Below are 25280 nucleotides of genomic sequence, written 5' to 3'. Positions count from 1 at the left end.
ATGGCAAGGAATGCTTTAAGATTTGCGAAATATTTTCAATACGCCCGATACTCATCGCCAAGCATCTGTGACGCTATCTTTAGCTTGAGCACTTCGTTTGCCCCTTCGTAGATCAGAGTCGCCCGCGAGTCCAAAAAGTGCCTAGCCACCCTTGCGGTCTTGCGGTAGCCAAACGAGCCAAACACTTGGACGGACCTATTTGCGGTCTCAAAGGCGGAGTTGCTTGCATGTAACTTGGCAATCGCCGCCAATGCGTCAGCCTCCCTTCTGAGCTGTGAGTACTCTTTGTTGCCCCTGCCAAGCTTTGACGACCTGTCGTCCGACTTGATACCTTCAACATAATCGTGCAGCTTTTGCCTTGCTATGGCCGCCCTGTAGACCAGCCAGCGCGAGCTTGCGATGCTGGTTGCGATCATTGCGATGTGGTCCTGTATCAGCTGCTTTTTTGCAAGCGGCAAGCCGTGCTGCTCCCTTGCCTTTGAATGCGCTACGCACTCTTGCAGGCAGTCCTCCATGACGCCCACCGCACCGGCCGCCACACTGAGCCGGCCGTCAATGAGCGCGCTATAGGCGATGTTGAGTCCCTGCCCCTTCTTGCCAAGCAGGTTCTTTTTTGGGACAATGCAGTTGTCAAAATGAATTTCTGCATTCTTGACTGTGAGCAGGCCCATCTTGTTTTTCATTTCTTCTGTCCTGAGTCCCAGCGAGTCGCGCTCGACAATGAATGCAGAAATTTTGCCGCTGTCAGGGTCTTTTGCATATGTGGTCATGACCTTTGCAAAAGTGCCGTTCCCGATCCAGTGCTTCTTGCCCTTCAGCACATAGTGGTCGCCCTTGCTTTCAAATTTTGTGGTCATTGAAGAAGGGTCGCTCCCGGCTGCCGGCTCTGTCAGCGCAAACGCCATTATGCTTTTGCCGCTCGCCGTGTCGGGCAAGTACTCTTTCTTTTGCTCTTCGCTTCCCCACCCCTGAATGACCAGCTGGCCTATCGAGGTGTGCGCAGAAAAGAATGTCCGCAGCGAAGCCCCTTCCTGCCCGATCCGCTCTATGGCAAGCGCATAGGTGAGCATGTCGTACCCAAGGCCTCCGTACTTTCTTGATACTGGGCAGCCAAGCATTCCTATCCTGCCAAATGTTGGCACGACTTGATCGTTGAGCCTTTCCTCAAGGTAGCATTTTTCCTCATGGGGCCGTATTGATCTGCATGCGCTGTCGACCTTTTGCAAAAACCTGTTCTGATCGGGGGAAAGTTCAAAGTTCATCTGAGACAGGTTCGAGTAAGACATGCTGAATGATCTGCTGCGAGTAGGTATAAAAGCCAGCCTGTCAGCATGAACCGCATGAGATTTGAGGATTTTGCAGTTGGCCAGACCTTTGCCGCATCGATAACAATAACCAAGACAGATTTTGACAATTACATTTCTTTTGCCCGGACAAAGAACGTCCTGCTTGAAAACTCGCAGTTGGCAGAAAAGGAAGGCATTAAGGGCACCATGCTGCCGGGCGGATCAATAATAGCGCGCCGAAGGAGAAATGACGCGCCTGCAAGCTTTTTCAGACTGCGTCATGCTGCTCTATGGCATGGACGGCGGCCCCACTTGGAGCAACCGCAACACTAGGTCTCTAGGCGAGGTCTATGCAGGGGAAGAGCTTGAAGTGAAATACATTGTTTCAGAAAAGAAGGAAGACAAGGGCTACGGCATACTTGCAATCGACTTTGAAATAAGCATGGTCAGGGACAAAAAGCTGGTAATAGTTTCGCACAAGAACCTCTACAGGATAAAGAGGTTGAGTCCGGGCAGTCATAGCTGAAACCCGCGCTTGACCATATAGGAAGCTAGAAGAATCTCCTTAGGAATCCTATGGTTCCTCCGCCTCCCAAGAGGTCTCCCCCTATGTAAAGCCCTATTGCTGCTGCAAAAGTTAGCACCCAGACCAGCTTGTTCCATGCAAAAATCTTTTGGCCATCCAACCCCATGAAAGGTATTAGGTTAAAGAAGGCAATGAACCCATTAAAGCGCACGCCTGCCAACAGGATGGAATTTTCAGAGCCGGTGGCTGTCAGCAACAAGTAAGAAACAAGGAATCCTGTCCCCATTGCTAAGTTGGTCAGAGGCCCTATCCACGAAACCCTGCCGCTGCGGCTCTGGCTTAAGTTGCCGCTGACCCAGACCACGCCGGGCGCTATGAACTTGAATGGAAGAATTGGGAGTGCCGAGATTGCCGTGATCACTGCTCCAAAGAGCAATACCCTGAACTCCGCCCATGCCCTGTAGAACTGGGCAAGAAACTTGTGGCCAAGCTCATGTATGATAAATGCGCTGATAAAGATAGTGATAAGTTCCCACCTGACAAAACCGGATCTGAATGGAAAGCCGTAGATGGACATGCCCACAGCAGTCACAAGTGCAGTCGCTATCGCGAGGTGGAGAACCTCAGTCTTTGAGAATCTCAGGTAGATCATGTCATATAGCGCAGACCTGATTCGTTCATGTGGCATGCCAGCCCTTTCATGTATGTGCTCCAGAAATTCGCGGTCCCTTGCCGGCTGCTCAAGGTAGTCCTTCATGAATACGCAGTCGTGGTTTGGAGGAAGCCGGTGGACAGAACAGAACGTACCCTTGCAGTAGCGGCATTTGAACGGGATTGCCTCATCAGTGCCACAAAGGTCGCAGCGCATTTAATGCACATTGTTATACGTTGTAATCATTATTAAATCAAGATGCCCTAGTTGTTGCCCTTGCGGTCTTTTCCTTTGTTTTTATCGTCGTCATCAACATCTATGACCCTATCTAGCAGATCAAGCACGCGTTTTGGAAGTATATCCTGCAGTTCCCGCTTGTCTGTTTCGTCGCTGCTGTCCTGATCTTCATTTTCCTGTTCGTTAGGCTCGGTAGGCGGGGCTTGAGAATTATCTTCAGCGCTCTGATCACTTGAAGGAAGATCGTCACTGGATTCCTCCTCAGAATCAGGGTCGTTTCCGGTCAAGTTACCAGAGATGTCATTGGTATTGTTGACATCATACGCGGGTTGCTCTTGTTCAGCACGCGGGATTTCCTTTTCGACCTCGGCTGTCGTATTATTGACACCAGATGGCTCTTCTTTTACCTCCGCAGTACTATTGATATATTCAATCTTTTCAGTGAACGCCAGTTCGTCAACGATCTCTTCTACAATTACTGGCATTTCCTCCGGCTGTAGTGCCACTTCGTCTACTATGCTGGCTGCCTCGTCAGGAGCCGGGCTCTCAGAGGACGCATAAGCAAGCAATATCACCGAGCCGGCAATGGTCCCTACAACGGCAAGGGCAATAATCAGGCCGCGCAGGCTCTTGTCCCCGTTATCACTTTCCTTCGGGCCGCCGCTGCTGTTCTTGCTGCCAGCCATTAACAGAATAAAATTGCTTTCAAAGTTTTTATTGCATACCGCCAGTGGAATCTGGAAGATTCATACGGTCAACTGTACTAGGAAACCTTTAATTCTGACCGACTTGCACAACGCGTATGAACGATCAGGTTTCTCCAGAACCTATTTTCCAGATGGCAACAGCCTATTGGGTTTCAAAGACCCTGATGGCGGCGGTTGAATTCGAGCTCTTTACCAAAATTTCCAATAGATCCGTCACACTAGAAGAGTTGCAAAAGGTGCTTGGGATGACAGCCCGGCCGGCGGATGTGTTCGCCACCGCGCTTGTATCACTTGGGCTGCTAAACACATCAAAGGACGGCAGGGGCGGCAGGTTATTTTCTAACTCGCCACTTTCAGCCACCTTTCTTGACAGAAACAAGCCAAGCTACATGGGTGACATTATCTCAATGTTTGACAAACGCCTGTACAACATGTGGGACAAGCTGCCGCAATGTCTTCTCACTAACAAGCCGGCTGGCGGGAGCGGTGAGGAAATGTTTGGTCAGGCCAGATCGAACCAAGCCACTGAGCAGATGCAAAAGTTCACTCATGCAATGTATGGGGTAAGCGTGGGGCCGGCAATGGCGCTTGCCAAGGTGTTTGATTTTTCAAAATATGATAGCTTGATCGACATTGGCGGCGGATCAGGGGTATATGCAATACAGGCCGCGCAAGCAAACCCCTGCCTTTCAGCCACCATCGCAGACTTGGCTCCGGTGTGCCAAGTTGCCGACGAATACATCCGGCGCTTCAACCTGCAGGGCAGGGTCAAGACCAAGGTTCTTGATTTTTTCAAAGAAGATATCCCGACTGGATACGACGTGGCGCTCTTGTCCCACATTATACACGACTGGAGCGAGGAGAAAGATGTCAGCTTGTTGAAAAAGATCTATGGTAGCCTGAACAGTGGCGGCGCAGTCATAATAAGCGAATGGCTTCTTGATGATGAAAAGACAGGCCCCGCGTTTGCGGCGCTGATGGGCATGAACATGATAATAGAGACTGAAGGTGGCAGGAACTATTCGTTTGCAGAAATATCTAAAATGCTTGCTTCTGCAGGATTCAGCAAGATTGAAAAGCGACCATTGCTGGGCCCTGCAAGCGTCGTAATAGGGTATAAACGCTAGCCTTCAAAGGGCATCTCGCGCAGCTGTGTGTGGCCCGATTCTTTTTTGTGGTCACTTGCATCCAACTTGAACAGAAAGACCGTCTTGCATTCCGTGCAAAAATAGATCCTGTCAAGTTTTTCTACTGTTACCCCCGCTATCCCCGCTGGCAACATTATTATTCATATTTCTCTGTGCCATTAAAGCTATAAGCGCTGTGGGTTAACAATATAGACACACAATAGGAAGAATCTTTACCTTACCAAAGCCGTTTCATTTCCAAGGGCAATCAAGCACTTTTTAAAACCCCGATATGTAGATATCATGGGAGGCATGGACAGGCTGCAAAAGATCCTTCTCATCGCCTTGGTTTCAACGTCGGCCGGAGCTTGGGTTGTGTCTCAGGCGTTTCAAGCAGACATGATGAATGCCATGGCCGCGCCTCAAAGCGCCCTATCTGTCTCGCTTTTTGTGGCAGTCTGGACGGCGGGGATGGCGGCAATGATGTTCCCGGCCATATCGCCGGTCGTCCTGCTGTACAACAGGCTTGCCAAGAACAGCGATAGCAATGCAACCTTGCTAGTCGAAGGCGGCAAGGGACCCTACTCGGTCAAGATGGTGCTGTTCATTGGCTGTTACCTTGCAGTGTGGGCCCTAACAGGTCTTGTGCTGCTGCTTGGTTGGTCGCTGCTCTTGAACAGTGCGATTGCGGCCACAGGGCTGTCAAGCATCATTTACGGCTCGATACTGGTGGCTGCCGGCGCATACCAGTTCAGCCCGCTCAAGGCAAAGTGCCTTGGGTATTGCGAGTCACCAATGAGCTTTTTCATGAGGAGGTGGAGGAACGGGACCCTCGGCGCGGTGACTATGGGGACATACCACGGCTTGTACTGCCTTGGATGCTGCTGGTCGTACTTTTTGTTGATGGTGGCGCTTGGGTGGATGGACATACTGTGGATGGCGCTCTTTGCCGGGATAATCTTTGGAGAAAAGATGTGGTCGCGCGGGATATGGATTGCAAGGGCGGCAGGAATCGGACTTGCAATTGCAGGCGGGATAGCTGCGCTTGGCATGATAGACATTTCCGGCTACGGCGCCATGACCTCTGATCAGGGAATGCAAGAACCCAGTTCCATGCAAGATCGAATGGAGGACAGCGGCATGCAGGATCAGATGTCTGACGGCGGCATGGACATGTAATCAAGCATTGTCTTTTGCATCTTGATCTGGCCTGCCTCTTCATTTATCGAAACTAGGTTTGTCACTTTTAGCCCGACCTTTCTGACTGCAGGAGCAGAGTCGTCAAGAGAAAACCTGCCGAGCAGCTGCTCGATTACAGAGGATATGCTTTCTCGCTTTGCCTGCAGGTCCGTAAACGACATTTCACGTGTCTCTATGGTAAAGTCGCTCCTTACCAGCTTGACCCCCACTGTTCGGAACATGTAGCCGCGCCTGACAAGCCTGTCATAGATCTCGTCCACTAGCTCGCTTAGGTAAACAAGTATTCTGTCCCTGTCGCGCGTGAACTCGTCCAAAGTGTGCTCGGTGCTCAGCGAAACGTGCTCTTCCCTTGGCTGGACCGCCTCGTCATCTGAGCCGTTTGCAACCCTCCACATCCACAGTCCGTTCCTTCCGAACCTCTCCATCAGCTTTTGCACGTCGCAGGCCGCCAGCTGGCCTATGGTCTCAACACCGACCTTTTTCAGCGCCTGCTGCTTCTTGGGCCCGATCCCCGATATCCTTCCAACTTCAAGCGGCGCAAGAAATTTTTCCATCTGCTGCGGGTGCACTACCGTCAGCCCGTCAGGCTTTTTGAAATCTGACGCTATTTTTGCAATGGATTTTGACGGCGCCACCCCTATGGAGACCCGCAGGCCGCACTGCTCCATTACAGCCGCCTTGATCCTTGCGGCATATTCGTAAGGGTCGGCAGCTGCGCTCTTGGTGCAGTCAAGGAACGCTTCGTCTATGCTGGCCTGCTCCAAGGCGTCTGCAAACTGCTCAAGGACTCCCATCACCTTCTCCGAGACCTGCTGGTAGTACGGGATGTCAACCAGCCGGAGCACCAAGTCAGGGCAGAGTGCGAGCGCCCTTGTAAGCGGCATTGCAGATCTTACGCCGAATTTCCTCGCTTCATACGAGCAAGAAGAAACAACTCCCTTTGTTATCCTGTCTCTCTTCTGGTCTGTCATTATCACCGCATGGGGCTTGCCTGCAAGCGCCGGCTCGCGCAGCTCTTCGCATGAAGGGTAGAAGGCGTTCAGGTCAACACACATCACGACCCTGCCTGTCCAGGGCTCCTTGCTTGGAAGCAACGGTGCAGGGAGCGGGCCGGCGTATTTTCTTTCTGGCAGGCCCAGCATCTTGAGCACTTTGTTGGCCCTGTCAGGACTGTCGACTGTGATGGCTGTAAATTCGAGCTGCTCCTGCCCGGCCTGCTCTTTTACTTTGTCGATCAACGCTTGGTCGTTGCTGTTGCCTCTAGACAAGTGCAGGCAGACAAAATCAGAGGTGACCACAGGGTCGAAGTGCCTATCCGACCACATGATGGCAGCGCCATGCCTTCTCAATATGTTGTATGTGATGTCCTGAAACCATGAGGCGTTGCCAAACTCTACTACTGCAGAATACCCGTGGTACACGCACGTGCCAAGGAGCTTGTCAAGCCATTCCCTGCCCTCCAAAAGTTTCAGCGTGGCAGGCACCTGCAGCACCACCGCAAGTATCTTTTCTTCTATCGCTGCAAGCCCCTCTAGGAACTGCCCAAGCAGGTTGCAGTCCGTTGTCTGCCTTGGCACCCTGACTATAAAACGGAAACCGTCGGGTGTTTCTTGCGCCCACCTCTTTAGCGCGCGGCTCTGTGTGGCTTGTACACTGACTGAAACAAGGTCAAAGACGCGAGAGTAATAAGCAAGGTAGTCCTGCGGCCCGAGTGTGTTGGGGTAAAAGCAGGAAACCCAGCTACCATACCTCCAGCCAGAACACCCGACAAAATATTTTGTCAAATATCGCCAAGCTTAGGACTAGTGAATATAATAATCACTGCAGCACTAGCCAGAGAGGGGGAGACTCTCGATATCGGTCAGCCTGTTCATGTCTATGTTGGCAGGGACCTTTTTCCTCTCTAGGCTCTCCACCTTTGGGTGGCATGAGTAGCAGTAGCCACACAGGAAGCAAATATGGGGCGACCTCTTGTCGCACCACCGGCAGTAGCTGTACTTTAGCTTGAGGGGCGAGAGGAATTCGTGCACATAGGTAATTGCCGAATCCAACTAAAAGACCTTATGAAGCCGCGACCTATGACAATATACTATATGTCATAAATCGCCAAAATTTTTACAATTCTTCTATCCTGAAAATGATGCTTTTATAGACATATGCCGAATAGGCTGATGCAGGGACATGGGAGAGAGCAAGGACGATTTTTTGGAGAGCTTTTGCAAAGGAGTATTGGAGAAGGATCACTTTATCCGGTTCGCCGGCATTTCCAACCATTTTGGGCACCTGATAGCGACAGCATACAGGAAAGACCTAGTCCCGCTCATGACCCATGAAGAGACAGCCCGCTATGCTGTCCAGGCAGCGATCCGCGCGGCCACAAGGGAGACATTTGAAACAAAGATCGGCGAGCTGCAGTTCTCGATAAGTAGGTACGGCAGGTTGGTGAGAGCAACCATCCCGATCAAGTCCTCAGGCAAGAACAAGTTCCTTCTGCTGCTTTCATTTGACGTCGACGCCGAGGCCGACTCAATAATCAATAAAAAGATCCTGCCCTACATAGCTGAAAACAAGGATTATTTCATGTGATGGAATATCAGGGCATTAGGTCCAGCGCCATCTTTAGCTCTGCTATTTCCTTCTCCACAGCGATTCTGTCAGCTTCGTCATGGCACGCGCGCAAGAGCATTTCGCACGCCCCTATCTCGGCCAGCAGTATGTCCCGCTTGTCAAGGCACAGGCTGTGGAAGCCATCCATGAACTTGTACGCCACGCGTTTGTTCTTGTCTCCGCATGTGCGGGCCTCAATGAGCGTGTCTTCACCTTCTGTAATGTTCATGTCGTGCACCTCGTAGCAATCTGGAGCGGCCTGACGGTCAGCTTGTAGCCACACGATGGGCATCTGTCGGGACCATAACTCAGACGAGTAGCGCACCAAAAGCACGAATCACATATGACAAACTGCAGTTGGAATTTCTTGTAATCTTCAACAAGTAGATTCGGGGAAGGCATTTCCATTTAGGCTATAGAGGGCCATCTAATTAAAAAATAACGGTGTTGAATACTAGAATACTATTATGATGCATTCTAGCAGTACGGATTAGAACTATTTTTATCATACATTCTTCTACTACCACATAGATCGCATGAAGAAGCGCAGCAGCCCCGACATCATTGCGACGATCCTCGAAGCTGCAAACGGCGGCATAGGAAAGACGAGGCTGCTAACAAAGGCTAATCTCACCAGCACCCAGCTGAAAAAGTATGTAAATCTTTTACTAGAAAAACAGCTTCTTGCCCAGTGCCAGGACAGGAGCAGCAACCATGCGACGTACAAGACCACAGGGCTTGGACTGCAGTACCTTGCGCTGTACAATTCGATCAGATCAGTCACATACATCAACGCCTGATTCAAATACCACCCTCTTGTTCTACTACTCTGCATGACAGCAACACCAACCGGCAAGATACAGACAAAGTTTGGCGACATTTCGATAGAGTTCTTTCCAGACGCAGCCCCAAAGACAGTTGAGAATTTCATAAAGCTGGCCAAGAGTGGGTTTTACGACGGCCTGCTGTTTCACAGGATAGTCCCTGGGTTTGTGATACAGGGAGGCGACCCCAACACTAAAAGCGCGGCCAACCGGAGCAGATGGGGAACTGGCGGACCGGGCTGGACGGTAAAGGCAGAGTTCAACAAGAACAAGCATTCAAGAGGGGCGTTATCGATGGCAAGAGCACAGGATCCAAACAGCGCAGGTTCGCAGTTCTTTATCGTGCTCAAGGATGCCAACTTTTTGGATGGCCAGTACACTGTGTTTGGGCGCGTGACTGCAGGCATGGACGTGGTGGACAAGATAGCCGCCTTGAAATGTGACGCTGTCGACGCGCCGGTGGATGCTAACCAGGCAAGGATGATAAAAGTTACAGTCAGCTAGATCCGGCGATCATGGTCTTTATCATGGTCACCCATGCCTTTTTGTTCACGGCATCGCTTATGCCAAGCATCCTGTTCACCGCAAGACCATCATAGAGCGCAACGAGTGCTATGGCAAGGCTTGCGGCATCAACATCTTTTCTGAGAAACCCCTCGTCGATCTTGCTCTTGACTGCCTGCATGACGTGTTCATGTACCTTGACATGTAGCTCGTACATCGCCTTTTTCAGCTTTGGGTTGCGGGCTGATTCGGCCACCATCTCCAGCATCACCCTGTCGTTTCCCTGCTCGCGCCTGCGTATATTGTCATAGATCTGCTCAGCGTCTGAAGCGATGTTGTCCTTCCTTACAAAGAGCCCTGCATCCTCCCTATCGCTCTGCTGCATGTTGTGCTCGCAGATCGCCAAAAAGAGGTCTTCTTTGCTTTTGAAATAGAGGTATATCGTGCCCTTGCTCAGGCCGAGCCTCTTTGCGATATCTTCCATCTTTGTCCTGTCAAATCCAGTCTGGGCAAAACTGTCTATCGCGGCCCGGATTATCTTTTCCTTGACTTCGGCCTTGTACATGCTTGTAACCTTGGGCATATCATGACAACACCTTTCCGGATACCAATGCCATTTACAACCATCATGTGTCTAATAAGGATAACTGACCAGTCAGTCAGTTTAAAATATGCTACTCGCCCACAAGCACATCACCATGGTACTCGCGGTGATGCCTGTCCGCCTCCTCTTTGGTCAGGAACTCTTGTGCACAGTCCCTGCAGCGGAATGTGCCGGACTCGTATTCAGACATGTCCATATTTGTGAGAGGTGGCTAATATAGCTAACAGCAGCCAGTTTTATAATCAAGTTTGCCGTACAAGCTGCGAACATACGTGGGAATCGATTATGAATTCCTGAACTCGTTCTGCAAGAATGTCCTTGCAAAGGACAAGTCCATACGCTGGGCAGGGCTGGTCAACAAGAATGGCATCATACTGACCCAGGAGGTCAGGGAAGGCGTCAAGCTCCTTTTAACAGAAGAGGAGAACGAAGAATATGCAGCAACGGCCATTGCCCGGCAAAAGACAAGGGGCAAATTTGAATCCAAGATAGGCAAGATGGTCTATGCCTTTGGCAGGTATGACAGGCTCTTGCGGGCAACAATACCAATAAACGAGAACTATTACCTTCTTGTCACGTTCGACGTTGAAGAAAAGAATTTTGACTCTATTATAACTGGCAAGATAGTGCCATCAATAGCTGAGAACAAGAGCCGGTTTATCACGATGGATGACTCGATCTGATTACACACATAACCACATAATGCGCTCTTTGCAGCTCAAGTCTGACTGAAGACATCCCTCCGCACAGAGAATCTAGTAGAGAGCGCAGGCATTGGCGCGACATCTACGTTCATGCCATTGTTTGCAAATAGCCTGACCGACTCGTACATTTTGGTGGGCGCAATAGTGGCAGGTTACGGCCTTGCGCAGGCGCTTTCGTACACATACTTTGGCAAGGTCTACTACAGGAGGATGTTGCAAGCAGCAAGACGTTGATCATCAGGCTCGGCTACTTGATCTGCGCGGCAGTGTTCTTTCTTCACATGGTCGGTTTGACGGCCTTTCGCTATTTGCCATCAGGGTTGCGGCAGGCGTGGCAACAGGCATGTATGCAGGCGCGCTCATTGCCAAGTCATACGAATCAACTCAAGCTGGCAAATTCACACTGGCAGAGATAATCTCCTTTGGATCGCTTGGATGGTTTGCAGGAACCATGGGCACAGGCATCCTGAAAGAAGCGTTTGGAGGCGAGATCAATGTAGTGTTTGCCTTCATCGGTCTAATGCTCCTTGGAGGATTCTTCATATCACTGCTGATGGGACGTAACCCATAGAGAGATCCGGAAGTATGCGTGATAATTGAAAAGCCGTCAAGCGTTACAACCACGATGCAGCTCCTGCGGCAGAATAAAATAGCCTATAGCTCATTCTTCTTGCGCCAGCTTATGGCAAGCGCGGTATGGAGCATGTTCCCGATATTCCTTGGCTCAGGAGACATCGGGATTGGTGCGATCTATGCTACAAATGCAATTACGCAGTTTGTGTTCATGAATTAGTTTGGCAGGACCATTCACGCCAACTACTATAGGTCGATAGAGCTCGAAGCAATCCTATCTGCGGCAGTATTTCTGGCATACTTTTCTCTTGCAAAGCTACTTTCACGTATTTCCGATACAGCTCGTGCTTGGAGTTTCATGGAGCCTCCTTTACATGAGGTCACTGCTCTCTACTTGATAAGAACAAGGAAAAGGCTACCTCAAGCGCACTGCTATAATCCACAATAAACGTGGCCGCAATCATCGGTCCTCTGGCAAGCGGGATAATAGCAGAGAGGATAGGACTGCGCAATATCCTGTTCTTTGCGTTCCTCGCGACCTGTGGCTCATTTGCAATGTCAAAAGGGTTTGCGAGGCAGACAATTGTCGCCCAGAAAATGCAGGACTGAATTGGACAAGATCTGGATGCGATCTGGAAAAAACCGTTTTAATAATCACCCCTGATACGCGTCATATGAAGAAGGGTGTAATTGTCGCAATAATTGCGGCGGCCATAGTGGTGCCGGCAGGCGTTTACGCAATATCTCCGCTTTTCATAAACACTACGATAGACGAGCCAGTGCCTACCACAGACGACAAAATGAGGGAAGACAAGGCAATGGAAGATGTAGCCATGGCCGATAAAACAGGCGATATGATGATGGAAAAGAAATGATAGTATGATGGCAGGCATGGGCCAAGATGCGATGATAGAAAAGGAACTGGCGGACAACTTTGTCGGCGTCAATGACGGAATTCATAACGCCGAAGGAGTGGCCAAGGTGATCTACCTTGAAGATGGAAGCAATGTGCTGAGGCTTGAAGACTTGAGAGTAACAAACGGCCCTGACCTGTACATCTATCTTTCCACCGATAAGCAGGCATCCGACTTTGTTGACCTTGGTAGGCTGAAGGCAAATATTGGCAACCAGAACTACGACATACCCAAAGGGACCGACCTGTCAAAGTACGACATAGTGCTTGTGTGGTGTAAGCAATTTTCAGTGCTCTTTGGGAGCGCAGAGCTGATGACACCGGCCACATCGGCCTAGCCCTTTTCTTCTTTTAGTACCCTGTTCAGATATTCTGGGTTTTCTCGCAGTGTCTTGTTGTATGCAATGTTGGTCAGCCTGTCAGCTTCCCTGTTCTGTTCCCGGGGCACCCACTTGATCTTCATGTCTGGAAACTTGGCCTTGAGCAGTAGGACTTTTCTGTAAAGCGGGACTATTCTCTTTGCTTTTACCTTGTAGTTGCCTTCAAGCTGGTTGACGACCAGCTGGGAATCACTATGGATCTCGACTTTGTCAAAAGCAAGATTGTTGGCAACGAGCCACTCTAGCGCCTTGGCTAGCGCGGTGTACTCTGCAATATTGTTAGTTGAATCCTTTGAGAACGGCTCTCCGGCCACCCCATAATCGCGGTGGAGAGTCTTGCCGTTGCTCTTTACAACAAAAGCATAACATGCGATGCCACCGGGGTTTATCGGCTGGCAGAGACCATCAAAGTATACCTCGATCAATACATACAGTCATTGATTGCCCGCGAATATGTCTATATCGTTATGCAGTCAGTAGATGATTCTTCAATATCATTCAAATAATAGCTTGTCATATAAGAAACACAAATAGCGCATGAGCGTTGACCTAGCCTTCACAGGTACTTCAGTTGGATTTGGCGGCATAGCTGGCTTCCTGATCGGCTATGCGATAAAAAAGGCGATCAAGATAATGATGATAATAGTCGGACTGTTCTTTGCCGCCCTTGCGTACTTGAACTATCAGGGCATTGTCACCATAAACTGGGACAAGCTGAGCGCGTCGGCATCAGGCGTGACTTCCGGGCTGGGGAATGCGACCGGCCAGATAGCAGGCGTTTCTGACCAGATCGCTCCCACTCTGATAAACTTTGGAATACCTCTCACAGGGAGTTTTGCAGCCGCCTTTGTGCTCGGTTTCATGAAAGGATAAAAACTGTGAACTAAAAGAACAGACAGAGAACCACAGAAATATGTTAATTGATTATCTCTCTTGATTGTGGAGAGAAGCAGTTTAATTATTATCGTGACATTGGCAGTTGCAATCATAACGGCTTCCCTCTATGGCGGGTACACTCAACAGCAGGGATTTATTGGCACGTTGGATTGGAGATACCCGGTAGAAGACGACAACCAGATCGCTGATTCTCATTTCAATCCTTGATTTACCGACTATTTTTCGTTAATCATTTTTTAGCACTCGCAAAATCAAAGCCAAAATTACTCAAGACTATTATCAGTCAAGCTAACATTAGTAAAGCAATTTGTAAATTTAGCAACTGTCGACACTTTATCTTAGAACGCAAGCAAACAGGTCAGTGACTCTAGCAGCAGACACATACGCAAGCAAGAGCAAGACAGAGCTGATAGAAGAGATAACGCGCCTCAACAAGGAGTTGAGAGCCAAGAATGAAGAAATTATGATGCTGAAAAAGCGGCTCTTGCTCTACAAGTCGATAAAATAGAACATTCACCCAGTTTACATGAAAAAGCCTGTGTAGCGCGCCTTGCCTATCACGCGCCCACTATCCTTATCCCTAAAGATGTGTGTAGAGTTCTTTGGCACCATCCCGTTCGGCCTGACAAGGTGAGGTGTGCCATAAATGTCTGCAAGGACGTATTCGTAGCGCCACAGCAGATACCTGTCCTGATCAGTCATTAGGTTTTGTACAGGAATCGAGGGCTCTGTCAGGTTGTTTGCCAAAAGAGTATTGTCATACCAAACAGGGTATTTGGACCACTCTGAGTCAAGCGGCTCGGGCCTATTTCTGGCAAACAGAATGGACGGACGGTATGCGATTATTATGCTGAATGCGACCATCGCGACTCCAAGGAAAAAGTGCATGTTTGCAGCCACGCTTACGGCCAAGGGTGTGTACAGCGTCCACGTAAACCTTGCTCCCCCGACAGTAGCCTCGCCCGGCTGGGGTTCGGCATAGTATGGAAGTATTACTGAATTGTGCATCAGGACGATCCCCAGAATGCAAATGACCAAGGGCACAATCCCCTTCCACACCACCGAGAGGGCTATGAAAGCGGCAAGCACTGTTGCAGCTATCTGGACTGCAATTGCAATTTCATGCACAAAGATCTGGAACATGGAAGTAAAGAGGTGCAGGAAGAAGAGCGTGACGATGCAAACGACATCAATGACAAGCAGCCTCTGCTCATTTCTCTGGAACCAGAGATACGCCTTGCCGTGTGACTTCCTGCTGCGCTGTGGAGCAGAAGAACCTGCTTCCATACACACCAATATAGCGTGCAACTGCGCATTAAGCATTGCTGGAACGCAACGTTTTTTGGTGCAGTATGCCACAATCTAGTGCAGTGCCATTTGGTCTTTTTAAAAAGAAGGAAAGTGAAACCTCGGCAAAGTTGCCGGCGGTATCAATGCCTGCAGCTGGCATGCTTTCAATCCAGCAGGCACAGGATCTACTGCACAACATCGAATCTGCAAGAGTGCAGGAACTTGCTGCTCGCCTTGCACCGATAAAGGAATCCGCGGAAGAATCGCTGAGGGTCATTGAGGGCATTGCAAACGACATGGAGCACGAAAAGATCAAGTTTGAAGGCGTCGAGCACAGATTCAAGTCCGTTGCTGAAAATGCAAGGAAGACGATAGTGTCATCGCTCAGGCGCGAAGCGTCAACCGAGCTTTTGCTTCCCCAATCCGCAAACGACGCCAAGAAATTCAAGGAGAAATTCGAAACTATGATGAACCGCTTTGGCGAGGTCAGCGGATCGCACAGCAGAGTGATCACCACTTTCATGAAAAAACAGGCCAGCAAGATGAGGGAGGAGTTTGAAGCCCTGACAAAGTTGCTAAATGAAACCAAGACCATAATGTCAGATTTTGAGCAAAAGCGCGCGCCGATAGTAAAATGCAACGCCATTTTGAATACTGCTTCGCAAAAGGCGTCCTCCATCAGGGCGGCCGAGGCATCCTTGCAAAGCATCAAAAATGAAATTGAAAGAATCGAAAACGAGCTTCAAGGGCTGAAAGGCGAGCTTGCTGCACTCAAGGGTTCGCCAGAATTTGAGCAGGCTGTCGCAGTAGCTCAAATGGTAGACGAGGTAGAAAGGCAGAAAGAACAGGTTCATTCCCAGCTGGCGGATCTTTTTTCCCACGTGTCGCGGGCGTTCACAAAGTACTCATATGGCCTCACAAAAGAAACAGAGGCGCGCTTGCAAATGATGTCAGACGAGCCATGGAGGATGCTTTATGAAAGCGACATTTCGACATATTCTTCTCTTCTGGCCGAAATTCGCAAGTCGATAGAATCTAGCAAGATCCAGCTAAAGGACTCTGATAAGGTACTGCACTATCTGAATGCGATATCAGGATCGTTGCCAGAGCTTCAGGGCAAGGCGCAGGCGCTAAAGACAGAGGCAGATTTGCTGCGCCAGAAAGACGGCGGTCTCACTGGCAGGGCGAAGGAGCTTGAAGGAAGGATTCTGCAGCACGAGGAAGAGCTGGCGAGAAGCAGGCAGAGCCTAGAGCAGCAAAAACGCCAGATAACCGAGAAGAGCGCTGAAGTTGGCGCGCTGCTAAATGAGGCTGACGAGATCTTGGCAGACCTTACAGGACAGAAATATTCACTTGAATACTAGCTAGTTTCCATATGCTTCGTTGATGACCCTTTCAAATGTAGAGTACGGATGTGCGCCGCGTATTAGCTGTGGCGTTTTCCCGTCTATCAGGACGATAAAACTCGGTGTTGCGTCAAGCCCAATTGACCTTGCAAGGTTGTAGTTGTCCCTGACTACTCTTGCATATTTGCCAGAGTCCAGACAGTCAGAAAATGCCGACAGGTCTTGAACGCCGGCATCCTTGGCAAACCGCTCAAGGCTGTCCCTTGTAACCCAGCCGGTATTTTCTCCATTCCAGTTGCTGTATACTTCGTCGTGGTACTCCCAGTACTTGCCCTGATCAGCCGCGCAGTACGACCCTTCAGCGGCAAGCGAAGAAGCCCTGTCCGAGAGATCGTTTATTGGAAAGTCCTTGAAGAGGAACCTCACCTTGCCGGTGTCAACATAGTCTGCCACCAGCACATCCTTGGTCCCTTCATGCCAGCGATAGCACCAAGTGCATTGGTAATCGCCAAATTCCACTATTGTCACCTTGGCGTCGTCGCTCCCAAGCGCGGGCGCACTTGCAATCGAAGGCGACGCAAGTTGTGTAATTATTTGATCCGCGCTCTTTGCGGCGGCAGGCTTATCATTTGTTATTGTGGCAGGAACTGCGCTGCTTGACATCATAAATGCTGTGGCAACGCCGGCAACGATTACGCCAACAGCAATTGCGGCAAGTATCATTGTTTTGCTTGCCATGCGTGCGTTATCTCCAGAATATCGAGACGACTCCGAGGCCCGCTATGCAGAGCCCGGCGTAAGATACGAAATTGACGCCAAGAAAAGCGCCGAGCACTGTAACGCCTATTCCACTGGCAATAGTTATTGCCTCGCCGACCCTTCTTTGGTTCCTCAAGCGCCGCCTTTGGGTAACCATCAGCAGAAGGGAGCCGGCATTGGTTTTATAAAATTACCTGATTTCTGCGAAGGTATCCTTCAGACAGCGATCTTGTCAGCATCACCACCAAGAGCCCATAGAACATGTTAAAAGCCAACGATCCGACTATTATCTTGTCCATTATTGCCAAAAGCTCGCCTGTTGCAATAGTAAAGACTTGTCCTGTTGGAACCCGCTGCTGTATCACGGCCTGATTGTCGACGGAATTGAGAAGCGGAATCATTATCCCAAAAGTGACCGGGAGGAACAGTGCTCCTCACAGGACAAACCCGGCGGCAAGACCATATACTGGAGCATATCTGCCGCTTGACACAAAGGATCTTTTGGATACGCAGAAAGGAACCGATATGACAACACCCATTACGCTTCCGGCAGCAAGATGCAGCAGAAACCCAAGAGCAACTGTGGTGACTGTGTGTTCCTGCATTTGCAGCAGAGCAGAAACAAGCACGAGATAGAACGTACCTACTGGAAGGTCTGCTATCTTTTCTACGAGCAGGATTAGCGCGCTGATTGCAAGCGATGATATTGCGCCGGCAGCAAGCCCCGAGCCGGCCACCGCAAGCCGCGGCTTGAACCTTTGTAATATGCTTGTGCGGGCATGCTTCACTTTTGCATTCCTCCTACTGCATGACTGGTGCGAAAAGCCATGATTCTCATGAGCGAGCTTGAAATGTATCCAAATATGGCCCCCCAGACCATGTGGAATACTATTGCGCTGCTCACTATTCCTGCGATAAATTGGCTATTTCCAGACAATATTCCCTGCGTGTCTTCCGGCAGCAGTGAAACGATATGCTGGATTGAAGGTTGCACCAGCAGCACAGTTACTGGTAGGAATAACACCAGCCACACAGCGATTCCAGCTACAATGCCTGCCATAACGGCCTTGTATGGATTTATCATGATTCTTATCCACTTGACCGAAGCCAGCCCGATGACAGCGCCTAGCGCGGTACCTGTTACCAAGTGCAGCCCAAAACCCAGATAGGCAGCGGCGACAAAATCTTCGTAACCAAAGCTCATGCCCATTACGGAATAGAACGTGCTCATAGGCAGGCCCAGCTCTACTTCTGAAGCAGCTATTGTAGTTGATATCGACCAAGTCGCAATTATGCCTGCGATTGCGCCGTACTTGACTCCACTATATTTTACAAAACGCCAGGATTGCAGTAACATACCTAGTATACGTAAATGTAATATTTTTGCTTTTTGTCTGTTGCTAGTATATAATAATGATTCTCATGTTATAATAATAAATAAAATATTAAAAAACTTTTGAATGATTCAAATTTATATATTCGGACACAGTATATAATATCGTGTCGATCCATTACGTCCTAGCCAGATGCCCGATCTGCTCAGGATCAGGCGCTGTCCAGTATAGTACTAACCGTTTGCATCATAGTATGCCGCTCCGCTCTGAAGAAAGATGCGCCTGCTGCGACGGCAAGGGCTGGGTAACTAGAGAGCAGACGCGCAGCGTGTTTTGCACCAAGGATGGTGGGAGACCGCGATGAACCTGAGGAGAAAAGGCGCGATAGTGGCAATTGCAAGCATGATTGCGATACTCTACGTTTTATCCCCCGTGCCGTACCTGCTCAGTGCCGACAGACCTTCATCCATTCTGCCGGTTTTCCAGATAGTTATTCCTGCACTTGCTTTTCCCCTGATAGCGCTGCTTGTATTTGCCGTACCAAAGAGGGTTATTGATCGTGAGCCGGTCTCTGAGCACGCGATGCATGACATGGCCGAATACCGGTTCAAAAGAAAGTCACTTGTTTCTGGAGCGGCAGGTGGCCTGATCGCTGCATCCGTACTGGTAGGCTTGATATTTGCAGGAGACACGGCAGTTGGGCTTCCATCCGGGACATTCTATTCGATAATCGGGGTGGCGATGGGAGGGCTTGAGATGCCTGCTTCAGTTTACTTTGGAATCGCCCTGCACCTGCTGACAGGGACTCTGGTGGGTGCCACGTTTGGCTATGTCACGGCAGTGACAGGCCCGTTCAACATAACCAGCATTGCAAAGGGCGCAGGAGTAGGCGTTCTGGCCGGCTTTGTCACGTTTTCGCTCCTGTTCATCCCATTGACAAGGTTTGAAGTAGAGCCGTCGCTTCTGAGGATCCTTGCAAGCATTTACCCGCCCGGCACATCAGACATTGCACTTCAGAACAAGGCTCTCGATATAATGTCGTCCGTGCTCGCAGGTGCAATCCTTCTGCACATGGTATACGGCGCGATAATGGGCACCATCACTGCACTGATCCTATTGGTGCGGCACAAAAAGCAGGAAAAGGTTTCAGGTTCGTCATCAGCATCGATAGCAGGCTAGTCTTCCACGTCTGAAGCCTCTTTGGGCTTCATCTTTCTTTTGCTTGGCTCTTCCTCGCTCTTATAGTCTTTAAGAGTAGGCTTGTCTTCCTCGCTACTGGTCGGAGCAGTTTGCTTTTGCGACGGTTTGTCACTCGTCATATGTATGATCTTCACTAGCGTGCATTGCTTTTTACGGTTACACGGGCTTGGGGATTACCACAGGGTCTTCTGCCTTGAAATCTTCGATAAGCGAGTTCCGTATCCTCGTCAAGGTTTCGTGTGCCTTGTCAAGGGTCATGTTCCTGTCAAGCTCAACATGCACCTGCGCTGAAAACTCGTGTCCAAGCGGCCTGAGCAGGATCTTTTCTACCTTGACATTGAACTTTTTCTCAATATGCGTTGCTATCTCCTGCTGGAGCTCGGGGTTCTTTACACCGTCTATAAGCACAAGCGTAGACTCTTTGAACGCGGTAAAAGCCATGAAAAAGATGTACACTGCTATCAATATGCTGCCCACAGAGTCCATGTAGGGAATCCCGAAATATGCTGCAATGATGCTTCCAAGGCCAACGAACGACGCAGTGCCGTCCTTGATTGAATTCTTGGCGTCAAGGTTGAGCGAAACAAGGCTATATTTCTTGGCGACTTTACTGACCTTGAACGCGCGGTGGAGCGATATGCCGCCGGCGGCCGCCAGTGCTATCATTGTGATCTCCGCATTTTGCACAGGCACGGGGTGCAGTATGTTTTCGTACGCATGGTAGACTATGAACGAGGCAAGTATCAGGATCACCACCGCCGCAATGAATGCGGCAAGGCTCTCTATCTTGGCGTAGCCAAAGTGGAAGAGCCTGCTCTTTGGTTTCTGCAGCATTCTGATGCCAAACCATACGATGAATGAGACCAGCGCGTCTGCCATCGAGTCAAGGCCGTCCGCAAAGAGCGTGAGGCTGCCCGTGAACCCGGACACAAGCACCTCTCCTACGCCGATGCCCACCAGTGTCCATATCGAGACCCAAGCCGCTCTCTTGGCCTCCTCAAAAGCCCTAGATTTGTCCAAAAAGTAGTTAGTTATAGAAGCCTCTTCTGACTAATTATACCTTTGTCAGTGCTACGCGGCATCCAGATGCTTTTTGACCGCTACGCACACGTCAGTGGTGTGAAACGGCTTTTGCAAAAAGCCATCCTTCTCTATCGATGGCAGTGATTCCTTGAGAGCCTTGTCTACTTCAAATGCCGTCATGATCATGACCTTGACGTCCGGCCTCGTCTGCCTAGCGCGCCTTGCAAGCTCTTCCCCACTCATGCCGGGCATCTTTATGTCCGTGAGTATGAGCGAGTACGCCGATGCGTTTTGAGAAAAGTGGTCAAGCGCCACTACAGGGTCGAGGAAGGCGTCTACTTCGTAGCCCCACTTGGCAAGCGACATCTTGACTATATTTAGGATGTCGGGCTCGTCGTCAACTGCCATTATGCGCACCCGCTGCTGCATCTTTCAATACCAAAAACACTTGCCAATTTATTTAAGGCTTGGGTAGCTCTGCTCCAAGAGAAATTATAAGATGGTGTGTTCTGTGCCAGTAGCAGAGATGCGCAGTTGCCGGGCACTACAAAAGTCCTATCTGACGAACAAGATATCATAAAAGCGATAGAGCGGTTCCAAGCTAACACAAAAAAGTTCTGGGGGGCGTGTGTTGATTCTTCGCTTCCGTCATTTTCTGTCGGAAAGGTCAAGCAGTGGTACATCAAAGCAAAAAAGCGCGGCGTCAGGATACAATACATCACCGAGATCACCAAGGACAACCTGCCATACGGCAAAGAGATAATGCAGTTTGCCGAGCTGCGGCATCTGTGCGGAGTCAGGGGAAATTTCGCGGTGAGCGACACAGAGTATGTGGCGGGCGTAATGCGCGGAAGCACGCTGTCGAACCTAGTGCAGAGCGACGTGAAGGAACTGGTACGGCAGCAGCGCCACGTCTTTTACACACTGTGGAAGCAGGCGGTGCCGGCAAAAGAAAGGATAGCGCCGCTAGCTCCACGCGGCTGAATGTTGTTGGTCATTGGGCGGCTCTTTGACCTCCACCGCTTCGCTTCCCCTTGACTTGGCCTTGCTGACAAGCGGCCGCGATGTAACGGGCGCAAGTATGCTGGTGACAAGCCCTATCGCGACTGCGATTGAAAAGAGCGTCAGGTCAATAACTCCGGCAGCAAACCCAATCGAAGCTATAACCAGCTCGACCATCCCCCTACCGTTCATGAGGAACCCTATAGCCAGGCTTATCTCGTGGTTAAAGCCCACCAGCTTGGCACCGGCGTATCCCGCCGCTATCTTTGTCGCTACTGCCACTCCCAAGAGCGCAAAGAACAGCGGCACCGCGTTGATGAGCGACTGCACGTTGAACTCTATGCCAATGAGCGCGAAAAAGATCGGCGCGAAAAACCCAAAGGTGATCGCAGAGATTATCCCATAGACCCGGTTAAAGTTCTGCCTGCCTATCATCTCCTTGTAGACCACAAGTCCCGAGAAGAACGTGCCGATCACGAAATGGAGCCCGATATCCTGCGCGATCAGCGATATCGCTATTGTAGTTATCAACAATATTCCAAATGCTGCTTCTTTTGTCTGCAGGTATTTCTTGAAGAACGGCTCGACCCTGCTTGGCAGCCAGCTTGAGGTCTTTCTAAACAATATATCAAAGAGAAATATGCCCCCAAGGAATGCCGCTATCTTGGCACCGGACCACCCAACGTTTTCAAAGTCGACCTGCGCGCCTGTGCCTTCCGCAGTATGTATCTGGAGGATGATCGAGAGGACAATCAGCGAGAGGATGTCATTGATGACGGCAGCCGTCATGACGGTGTTGCCAAGCCTGCTGTTCAGGATCCCAAACTGCATCAGCACTATTGCGCTCACAGGGACGGCTGTGATCGACAAGAGCAGCCCCATAAAGAGCGACTGCACAATCGTGAGGCCGAACAGCGATGCAACGCCAGTGCCGGCAAGCAGCGGTATGAAGAATGCGACAAGCGATATCACGATTGCAGACCTGCCGGCCCTCCTGATCTCCTTTGGATCCATTTCTAAGCCTGCGAGGAACATCAGGAAAAAGACAGCAAGGTCCGAAAGGACCTGCAGGTCGGTGCTCGGAAGCACCAGTCCAAGAAGCGATGGGCCGATAACGACGCCTGCCAAGAGTTCGCCCACAAGTGGCGGCTGCTTGATCCTCTGGAATAGCTCGCCCAAGATCCTGGCGGCGACGAGGATTATGACAATGCTGACGAATAGCTGCTCTGTCGCCACTTTACTACATGAAACGGGTTTTTATAAAACCTTACCGCAACTGCATGCGTTTTGGCGCTTGCGATCGCATTACAAAATTAAATATATCCCATGCCGAACTGCAGTAGAGTCTTTTTGTCAAATCTCCCCATCTCCGCCTTGTAGGCAATAATCGAAGCCATGAGCCCTATGAACGCAGCCTGCAGCACCTCGATAGATATTCCTATCGTGTTTATCGGGCCTGTCGTCCCCATTATGGAGTTATAAGACATCTTATTACCCATATTGCTATCAGGACTATTGTCCTGTCCCGCTAAACCCGGCGTAATACCATGATATGCGCATCTTTTGACCACCAACATAGCTCAGAACAGCTGCGCAGTACCTGCCATAGAGAAGTGATCGCCTCTCGCTATAGAATAGCAATCCATAAACTTAATATTTCGCTAGCGATATTACTAGCGATATATATGATATCAGAATGGCTATCAAGAGTGGGAAGTGCTATACCAAGGGGCTTTTCCAGACAATACATACTCGCTTTACTCAAAGAACAGCCGATGACAGGTAAGGAGATAATCGACAAGGCTACGGTCCAGAGCGACGGCAAGTGGAAGCCATCGCCGGGGCTCATTTATCCACTGCTTGGCAGGTTGCTTGACGAAGGTCTTGTGACAGAAGACAAGGACGGCAGGTATGCGATAACAAAGAAAGGACTGGAAATCACGTCAGACTTGGAATCGTTCGGCAGTATAATCCAAAAGCAGATCGACGTGATGCTGCGCGTCGGCAACGTGGGCAAGTTCATGGCGATGGATCTCATCGACAGGGTGACGATGATCGGCTCGGCGCTCAGCTCAAACCTTGACGCAATGACACAAGAAGAGCGCAACAAGTACAGAGAGTTTCTGCAAAGCGAGCTGAAAAAGCTTGACGAGCAGCAGTCCAAGGATGCGGCAGCGGCAGCAACAAAAGAAAAAGTGAACATCGAGTAAAGTAAAAAAGGCTAAGAGAGAAATCTCCTCATACCCTCAAAGTCCCGCAAAAAGTTCGAGCCCAGCGTAGTTATTTTGAACTCGCTGTCGCTCCTGACGGTTTTTACAAACCCCTGCGCCAGCATGAACGATAGCATCTGGCTGACAGCGCCCAGCGAAAGGTGCACTGCCGGTGCCAGTGATTCGCTGGTCGCGTTTTCTTGTTGTACCAGCGCAAGAAGATCGTAAAGAACAACGAACCGGTCATATGTTTCTTCTAGTACTAGATCTGTCATTGCGAGACGATTAGTCGTTGCATATTTAACTTTACTTCAATAATTTGCTAGTTGATTCTTCTGTAATTCTGATACGTTTGTCGTGACGCAAGTTATTAAGCCAAAACGCACAATCGTTAACATGTCTGAAGGAATCGCCAATAGGATCCATCACCTTGTGGAGGCGATGAACAGACTTGAGCTCCAGATAGCTAACGAGACAGAGGTTCTCAAGGACCACTACGTCAAGGCGGCCGCAGCCATGCCAGAGGGCAAGAACTACTTTCTAAACGGCGTGCAGACAGGCTCAGTGGTCAAGTCGTATCTTTTGACGCGCAGGGGCGTCGAAGTGCCCGGCGAAGGAATCATACAGATACCAGAGTTCATTGACAACGTTCTTAGATTTGCAAACTACCCGAAAAGAAAGATCGAAGTGCTGAACGACCTTGCGACGCATCTTCAGAATGTTTATGCCCTTGTCGGGTCGCAGGAAGCGCATTAAACTAGTTTTTCGCCGGAAATATCTACTAGTTCTTTATTCGCGAAGTTTTTATGCTACCCGTCCAATTAAAGATGCGTGAAATATAGGAGCAGGACTGATATCGCTGCGGCCATGCTTGAAATTGCACTTGATGGCGCGATCAAGACCAAGATAATGTACAAGGCATATCTGTCGTTTCCACAGCTAAAAGAGTATCTTGCTGTCCTCGAAGAAAAGGGGTTGCTCGAATACGTCTCTACCGATAACGAGTACCGCACGACTGACAAGGGCAAGCACTTTTTAAAGATGTACAAAGATGTCGGCCAGATGATATTTCCGAACTCCAAGAAAAAGTAAAATAATCAGTCAGATCCACGGCCAGTGCGGCATCCCGCGGATGCTGCACTGTTTTCTTATTATCGCCTTTGCCTTCCTGTCCGCATCCGTCTCGGTTGCGCCGCTTTTCAGGTACTGCAGCATCAGCTCTTCATACAGCTTTTTTGCACGCTCTTCTGTGAACTCTTTGTACTTCTTTTCCGAAGTAACAGGTTCGCCTGCATCCTTCATTTCCAAGTATTCCCGTTTACAGGCCTCGCACGAGTCGTCAAAAAATTCTGTATGGACAGGGCACTTCTCCATG

At 49.9% G+C, this 25280-nt stretch carries 44 protein-coding genes; 22 read left to right on the top strand and 22 right to left on the bottom strand.

What is annotated here, in order from left to right; all coding sequences use genetic code 11:
• Positions 1 to 35: 35 nt before the first annotated feature.
• A complete protein-coding gene (locus NGAR_RS06135) occupies positions 36 to 1286 on the bottom strand; it encodes an acyl-CoA dehydrogenase family protein (protein WP_015018810.1) in 1251 nt (416 codons plus the stop codon).
• Positions 1287 to 1340: 54 nt separating this feature from the next.
• Between NGAR_RS06135 and NGAR_RS06130 the strand changes: the two genes are divergently transcribed.
• Both NGAR_RS06130 and NGAR_RS06125 read left to right on the top strand, forming a co-directional pair.
• A complete protein-coding gene (locus NGAR_RS06130) occupies positions 1341 to 1619 on the top strand; it encodes a hypothetical protein (protein WP_148681062.1) in 279 nt (92 codons plus the stop codon).
• Complete coding sequence (locus NGAR_RS06125; RefSeq protein ID WP_015018809.1) at positions 1582 to 1812, top strand: hypothetical protein; 231 nt, start codon at positions 1582 to 1584, stop codon at positions 1810 to 1812. The genes NGAR_RS06130 and NGAR_RS06125 overlap by 38 nt, the downstream gene beginning before the upstream one ends.
• A gap of 25 nt (positions 1813 to 1837) precedes the next feature.
• Here the strand turns inward: NGAR_RS06125 and NGAR_RS06120 are convergent, their stop codons facing one another.
• Together NGAR_RS06120 and NGAR_RS06115 are read right to left on the bottom strand one after the other, a co-directional pair.
• Complete coding sequence (locus tag NGAR_RS06120; RefSeq protein WP_015018808.1) at positions 1838 to 2680, bottom strand: AN1-type zinc finger domain-containing protein; 843 nt, start codon at positions 2678 to 2680, stop codon at positions 1838 to 1840.
• A gap of 47 nt (positions 2681 to 2727) precedes the next feature.
• Positions 2728 to 3387: a prolipoprotein diacylglyceryl transferase gene (locus NGAR_RS06115; protein WP_015018807.1), complete on the bottom strand. Its 660-nt coding sequence runs from the start codon at positions 3385 to 3387 to the stop codon at positions 2728 to 2730.
• Positions 3388 to 3503: 116 nt separating this feature from the next.
• On the opposite strand from NGAR_RS06115, the gene NGAR_RS06110 reads away from it, so the two are divergent.
• The gene (locus tag NGAR_RS06110; RefSeq protein ID WP_015018806.1) at positions 3504 to 4535 is read left to right on the top strand and encodes a methyltransferase; all 1032 of its coding nucleotides are present in this window, start codon (positions 3504 to 3506) and stop codon (positions 4533 to 4535) included.
• Here the strand turns inward: NGAR_RS06110 and NGAR_RS17325 are convergent.
• Positions 4532 to 4690 carry a hypothetical protein gene (locus tag NGAR_RS17325; RefSeq protein ID WP_015018805.1) on the bottom strand — a complete coding sequence of 53 codons (159 nt, stop codon included), beginning with the start codon at positions 4688 to 4690 and terminating at the stop codon, positions 4532 to 4534. The genes NGAR_RS06110 and NGAR_RS17325 overlap by 4 nt on opposite strands.
• Positions 4691 to 4838: 148 nt before the next feature.
• Between NGAR_RS17325 and NGAR_RS06105 the strand changes: the two genes are divergently transcribed.
• Positions 4839 to 5714: a DUF2182 domain-containing protein gene (locus NGAR_RS06105; RefSeq protein WP_148681061.1), complete on the top strand. Its 876-nt coding sequence runs from the start codon at positions 4839 to 4841 to the stop codon at positions 5712 to 5714.
• Here NGAR_RS06105 and dinB read toward each other — a convergent pair.
• Together dinB and NGAR_RS06095 are read right to left on the bottom strand one after the other, a co-directional pair.
• On the bottom strand, positions 5684 to 7519 hold the full coding sequence (gene dinB / locus NGAR_RS06100; protein ID WP_015018803.1) for a DNA polymerase IV: 1836 nt from the start codon (positions 7517 to 7519) through the stop codon (positions 5684 to 5686). The genes NGAR_RS06105 and dinB overlap by 31 nt on opposite strands.
• A 45-nt stretch (positions 7520 to 7564) precedes the next feature.
• Positions 7565 to 7786, bottom strand: coding sequence for a hypothetical protein (locus tag NGAR_RS06095; RefSeq protein ID WP_015018802.1), 222 nt, complete (start codon positions 7784 to 7786; stop codon positions 7565 to 7567).
• 130 nt (positions 7787 to 7916) lie between these two features.
• Between NGAR_RS06095 and NGAR_RS06090 the strand changes: the two genes are divergently transcribed.
• On the top strand, positions 7917 to 8321 hold the full coding sequence (locus NGAR_RS06090; RefSeq protein WP_015018801.1) for a hypothetical protein: 405 nt from the start codon (positions 7917 to 7919) through the stop codon (positions 8319 to 8321).
• 7 nt (positions 8322 to 8328) lie between these two features.
• On the opposite strand, the gene NGAR_RS06085 is transcribed toward NGAR_RS06090, so the two are convergent.
• On the bottom strand, positions 8329 to 8571 hold the full coding sequence (locus NGAR_RS06085; RefSeq protein WP_015018800.1) for a hypothetical protein: 243 nt from the start codon (positions 8569 to 8571) through the stop codon (positions 8329 to 8331).
• A 307-nt stretch (positions 8572 to 8878) separates the two neighbouring features.
• Between NGAR_RS06085 and NGAR_RS06080 the strand changes: the two genes are divergently transcribed.
• Positions 8879 to 9142 (top strand): winged helix-turn-helix domain-containing protein, encoded by a 264-nt coding sequence (locus NGAR_RS06080; protein ID WP_015018799.1) that lies wholly within the window; start codon positions 8879 to 8881, stop codon positions 9140 to 9142.
• 33 nt (positions 9143 to 9175) lie between these two features.
• On the top strand, positions 9176 to 9670 hold the full coding sequence (locus NGAR_RS06075) for a peptidylprolyl isomerase (protein ID WP_015018798.1): 495 nt from the start codon (positions 9176 to 9178) through the stop codon (positions 9668 to 9670).
• Here NGAR_RS06075 and NGAR_RS06070 read toward each other — a convergent pair.
• Complete coding sequence (locus tag NGAR_RS06070; RefSeq protein WP_015018797.1) at positions 9663 to 10253, bottom strand: TetR/AcrR family transcriptional regulator; 591 nt, start codon at positions 10251 to 10253, stop codon at positions 9663 to 9665. The genes NGAR_RS06075 and NGAR_RS06070 overlap by 8 nt on opposite strands.
• 269 nt (positions 10254 to 10522) lie before the next feature.
• On the opposite strand from NGAR_RS06070, the gene NGAR_RS06065 reads away from it, so the two are divergent.
• From NGAR_RS06065 to NGAR_RS17305, 7 genes are all read left to right on the top strand, one after another.
• Positions 10523 to 10957, top strand: coding sequence for a DUF6659 family protein (locus tag NGAR_RS06065; RefSeq protein ID WP_015018796.1), 435 nt, complete (start codon positions 10523 to 10525; stop codon positions 10955 to 10957).
• A gap of 111 nt (positions 10958 to 11068) precedes the next feature.
• Positions 11069 to 11212: a hypothetical protein gene (locus NGAR_RS17320; RefSeq protein WP_187147696.1), complete on the top strand. Its 144-nt coding sequence runs from the start codon at positions 11069 to 11071 to the stop codon at positions 11210 to 11212.
• Positions 11166 to 11549 (top strand): hypothetical protein, encoded by a 384-nt coding sequence (locus NGAR_RS18380; protein WP_228369310.1) that lies wholly within the window; start codon positions 11166 to 11168, stop codon positions 11547 to 11549. The genes NGAR_RS17320 and NGAR_RS18380 overlap by 47 nt, the downstream gene beginning before the upstream one ends.
• Positions 11550 to 11567: 18 nt before the next feature.
• Positions 11568 to 11771 carry a hypothetical protein gene (locus tag NGAR_RS06055; RefSeq protein WP_015018794.1) on the top strand — a complete coding sequence of 68 codons (204 nt, stop codon included), beginning with the start codon at positions 11568 to 11570 and terminating at the stop codon, positions 11769 to 11771.
• A gap of 230 nt (positions 11772 to 12001) precedes the next feature.
• Positions 12002 to 12160: a hypothetical protein gene (locus tag NGAR_RS17315; RefSeq protein ID WP_015018793.1), complete on the top strand. Its 159-nt coding sequence runs from the start codon at positions 12002 to 12004 to the stop codon at positions 12158 to 12160.
• Between the two features lie 65 nt (positions 12161 to 12225).
• Positions 12226 to 12426 carry a hypothetical protein gene (locus NGAR_RS17310; RefSeq protein WP_187147695.1) on the top strand — a complete coding sequence of 67 codons (201 nt, stop codon included), beginning with the start codon at positions 12226 to 12228 and terminating at the stop codon, positions 12424 to 12426.
• Between the two features lie 4 nt (positions 12427 to 12430).
• Positions 12431 to 12802, top strand: coding sequence for a DM13 domain-containing protein (locus NGAR_RS17305; RefSeq protein ID WP_187147694.1), 372 nt, complete (start codon positions 12431 to 12433; stop codon positions 12800 to 12802).
• On the opposite strand, the gene rnhA is transcribed toward NGAR_RS17305, so the two are convergent.
• On the bottom strand, positions 12799 to 13269 hold the full coding sequence (gene rnhA, locus NGAR_RS06045) for a ribonuclease HI (RefSeq protein ID WP_015018791.1): 471 nt from the start codon (positions 13267 to 13269) through the stop codon (positions 12799 to 12801). The two genes, NGAR_RS17305 and rnhA, sit on opposite strands and share 4 nt — an antisense overlap.
• A 112-nt stretch (positions 13270 to 13381) precedes the next feature.
• Between rnhA and NGAR_RS06040 the strand changes: the two genes are divergently transcribed.
• Entirely contained in the window at positions 13382 to 13717 is a 336-nt protein-coding gene (locus NGAR_RS06040) for an FUN14 domain-containing protein (RefSeq protein ID WP_015018790.1), read from the top strand.
• A 385-nt stretch (positions 13718 to 14102) separates the two neighbouring features.
• Complete coding sequence (locus NGAR_RS17300) at positions 14103 to 14249, top strand: hypothetical protein (protein WP_187147693.1); 147 nt, start codon at positions 14103 to 14105, stop codon at positions 14247 to 14249.
• Positions 14250 to 14263: 14 nt separating this feature from the next.
• Here the strand turns inward: NGAR_RS17300 and NGAR_RS06035 are convergent, their stop codons facing one another.
• Positions 14264 to 15028 (bottom strand): hypothetical protein, encoded by a 765-nt coding sequence (locus NGAR_RS06035; protein ID WP_015018789.1) that lies wholly within the window; start codon positions 15026 to 15028, stop codon positions 14264 to 14266.
• A gap of 83 nt (positions 15029 to 15111) precedes the next feature.
• Between NGAR_RS06035 and NGAR_RS06030 the strand changes: the two genes are divergently transcribed.
• Positions 15112 to 16395: a hypothetical protein gene (locus tag NGAR_RS06030; protein WP_015018788.1), complete on the top strand. Its 1284-nt coding sequence runs from the start codon at positions 15112 to 15114 to the stop codon at positions 16393 to 16395.
• Here NGAR_RS06030 and NGAR_RS06025 read toward each other — a convergent pair whose 3' ends face one another.
• Genes NGAR_RS06025 through NGAR_RS06010 form a run of 5 tightly spaced genes read right to left on the bottom strand, consistent with a single transcriptional unit; the run spans position 16396 to position 18493 of the window.
• A complete protein-coding gene (locus tag NGAR_RS06025; RefSeq protein ID WP_015018787.1) occupies positions 16396 to 17115 on the bottom strand; it encodes a thioredoxin domain-containing protein in 720 nt (239 codons plus the stop codon).
• Positions 17116 to 17122: 7 nt separating this feature from the next.
• Positions 17123 to 17293 carry a hypothetical protein gene (locus NGAR_RS17295; RefSeq protein WP_187147692.1) on the bottom strand — a complete coding sequence of 57 codons (171 nt, stop codon included), beginning with the start codon at positions 17291 to 17293 and terminating at the stop codon, positions 17123 to 17125.
• A 25-nt stretch (positions 17294 to 17318) separates the two neighbouring features.
• The gene (locus NGAR_RS06020; RefSeq protein ID WP_015018786.1) at positions 17319 to 17537 is read right to left on the bottom strand and encodes a hypothetical protein; all 219 of its coding nucleotides are present in this window, start codon (positions 17535 to 17537) and stop codon (positions 17319 to 17321) included.
• 33 nt (positions 17538 to 17570) lie between these two features.
• On the bottom strand, positions 17571 to 17924 hold the full coding sequence (locus NGAR_RS06015) for a hypothetical protein (protein WP_015018785.1): 354 nt from the start codon (positions 17922 to 17924) through the stop codon (positions 17571 to 17573).
• A complete protein-coding gene (locus NGAR_RS06010; RefSeq protein ID WP_015018784.1) occupies positions 17921 to 18493 on the bottom strand; it encodes a hypothetical protein in 573 nt (190 codons plus the stop codon). The genes NGAR_RS06015 and NGAR_RS06010 overlap by 4 nt, the downstream gene beginning before the upstream one ends.
• Positions 18494 to 18803: 310 nt before the next feature.
• Between NGAR_RS06010 and NGAR_RS06005 the strand changes: the two genes are divergently transcribed.
• Positions 18804 to 19649, top strand: coding sequence for a hypothetical protein (locus NGAR_RS06005; RefSeq protein WP_148681060.1), 846 nt, complete (start codon positions 18804 to 18806; stop codon positions 19647 to 19649).
• Here NGAR_RS06005 and NGAR_RS17290 read toward each other — a convergent pair.
• From NGAR_RS17290 to NGAR_RS05995, 3 genes are read right to left on the bottom strand one after another with little or no spacing between them, the layout of a single operon-like run.
• Positions 19646 to 19789, bottom strand: coding sequence for a hypothetical protein (locus NGAR_RS17290; protein WP_187147691.1), 144 nt, complete (start codon positions 19787 to 19789; stop codon positions 19646 to 19648). The two genes, NGAR_RS06005 and NGAR_RS17290, sit on opposite strands and share 4 nt — an antisense overlap.
• A gap of 37 nt (positions 19790 to 19826) precedes the next feature.
• Positions 19827 to 20690 (bottom strand): cation diffusion facilitator family transporter, encoded by an 864-nt coding sequence (locus tag NGAR_RS06000; RefSeq protein WP_015018781.1) that lies wholly within the window; start codon positions 20688 to 20690, stop codon positions 19827 to 19829.
• Positions 20691 to 20741: 51 nt separating this feature from the next.
• Positions 20742 to 21122 carry a response regulator gene (locus NGAR_RS05995; protein ID WP_015018780.1) on the bottom strand — a complete coding sequence of 127 codons (381 nt, stop codon included), beginning with the start codon at positions 21120 to 21122 and terminating at the stop codon, positions 20742 to 20744.
• 105 nt (positions 21123 to 21227) lie between these two features.
• On the opposite strand from NGAR_RS05995, the gene NGAR_RS05990 reads away from it, so the two are divergent.
• Positions 21228 to 21677, top strand: a complete 450-nt coding sequence (locus tag NGAR_RS05990; RefSeq protein WP_015018779.1) for a hypothetical protein — start codon at positions 21228 to 21230, stop codon at positions 21675 to 21677.
• Here NGAR_RS05990 and NGAR_RS05985 read toward each other — a convergent pair.
• Both NGAR_RS05985 and NGAR_RS17285 read right to left on the bottom strand, forming a co-directional pair.
• A complete protein-coding gene (locus tag NGAR_RS05985; RefSeq protein WP_015018778.1) occupies positions 21660 to 22931 on the bottom strand; it encodes a cation:proton antiporter in 1272 nt (423 codons plus the stop codon). The two genes, NGAR_RS05990 and NGAR_RS05985, sit on opposite strands and share 18 nt — an antisense overlap.
• Positions 22932 to 23008: 77 nt before the next feature.
• Entirely contained in the window at positions 23009 to 23182 is a 174-nt protein-coding gene (locus NGAR_RS17285) for a hypothetical protein (protein WP_187147690.1), read from the bottom strand.
• Between the two features lie 198 nt (positions 23183 to 23380).
• On the opposite strand from NGAR_RS17285, the gene NGAR_RS05980 reads away from it, so the two are divergent.
• Entirely contained in the window at positions 23381 to 23905 is a 525-nt protein-coding gene (locus NGAR_RS05980) for a PadR family transcriptional regulator (RefSeq protein WP_148681058.1), read from the top strand.
• A gap of 11 nt (positions 23906 to 23916) precedes the next feature.
• On the opposite strand, the gene NGAR_RS05975 is transcribed toward NGAR_RS05980, so the two are convergent.
• Positions 23917 to 24180, bottom strand: a complete 264-nt coding sequence (locus tag NGAR_RS05975) for a winged helix-turn-helix domain-containing protein (RefSeq protein WP_015018775.1) — start codon at positions 24178 to 24180, stop codon at positions 23917 to 23919.
• 121 nt (positions 24181 to 24301) lie between these two features.
• Here NGAR_RS05975 and NGAR_RS05970 point away from each other — a divergent pair, with 121 nt between their 5' ends.
• Positions 24302 to 24661: a hypothetical protein gene (locus tag NGAR_RS05970; RefSeq protein ID WP_015018774.1), complete on the top strand. Its 360-nt coding sequence runs from the start codon at positions 24302 to 24304 to the stop codon at positions 24659 to 24661.
• 75 nt (positions 24662 to 24736) lie between these two features.
• A complete protein-coding gene (locus NGAR_RS05965; RefSeq protein ID WP_148681057.1) occupies positions 24737 to 24997 on the top strand; it encodes a winged helix-turn-helix domain-containing protein in 261 nt (86 codons plus the stop codon).
• 9 nt (positions 24998 to 25006) lie between these two features.
• Here the strand turns inward: NGAR_RS05965 and NGAR_RS05960 are convergent, their stop codons facing one another.
• Positions 25007 to 25279, bottom strand: a complete 273-nt coding sequence (locus tag NGAR_RS05960) for a hypothetical protein (protein ID WP_015018772.1) — start codon at positions 25277 to 25279, stop codon at positions 25007 to 25009.
• Between the last annotated feature and the right edge of the window lies 1 nt (position 25280).

Source organism: Candidatus Nitrososphaera gargensis Ga9.2, from assembly GCF_000303155.1.
GTDB classification, from domain to species: Archaea; Thermoproteota; Nitrososphaeria; order Nitrososphaerales; family Nitrososphaeraceae; genus Nitrososphaera; species Nitrososphaera gargensis.
The sequence above is the reverse complement of the archived record's forward strand: the minus strand, read 5'-3'. Positions and strand labels throughout refer to the sequence as shown.